The organism is Caballeronia mineralivorans PML1(12) (assembly GCF_001028175.1).
In the GTDB taxonomy this organism is placed as follows: Bacteria; Pseudomonadota; Gammaproteobacteria; order Burkholderiales; family Burkholderiaceae; genus Caballeronia; species Caballeronia mineralivorans.
In genome coordinates this window covers 1-273 of record NZ_AEJF01000353.1, presented here as the reverse complement: position 1 = coordinate 273, position 273 = coordinate 1, and the positions used below count along the sequence as shown (strand labels likewise).

The window sequence follows — 273 nt, the reverse complement described above, 5'->3', positions numbered from 1 at the left end:
ACGAAGGCCGCGAGCTTCGAGCTCGGCGCATTCGAAGCGCCGCCGTTCGGCCCGCTCGGCCGGGTGGATGCGGACGCGAGCGTGGTCTGGAGACGCCGCATGGCCGAACGCGCGCCGCGCTGCGATCTGCCGCAGGATGTGACGACCCTGCCGCGCGTCGATATTGCGATGTCCTATGCAGGTGCGGACGGCGTCGCCATCGATGCGTTCGTGGCCGCCGGCGCGCGCGGCATCGTCTCGGCGGGTCTTGCGCCGGGACGGTCGGCGTCGAAG

The 273-nt window shown here is 72.2% G+C and carries 1 pseudogene; it reads left to right on the top strand.

Annotated elements, in window-relative coordinates:
* Positions 1-273, top strand: a pseudogene (locus EOS_RS49515) (asparaginase); the annotation flags it as partial.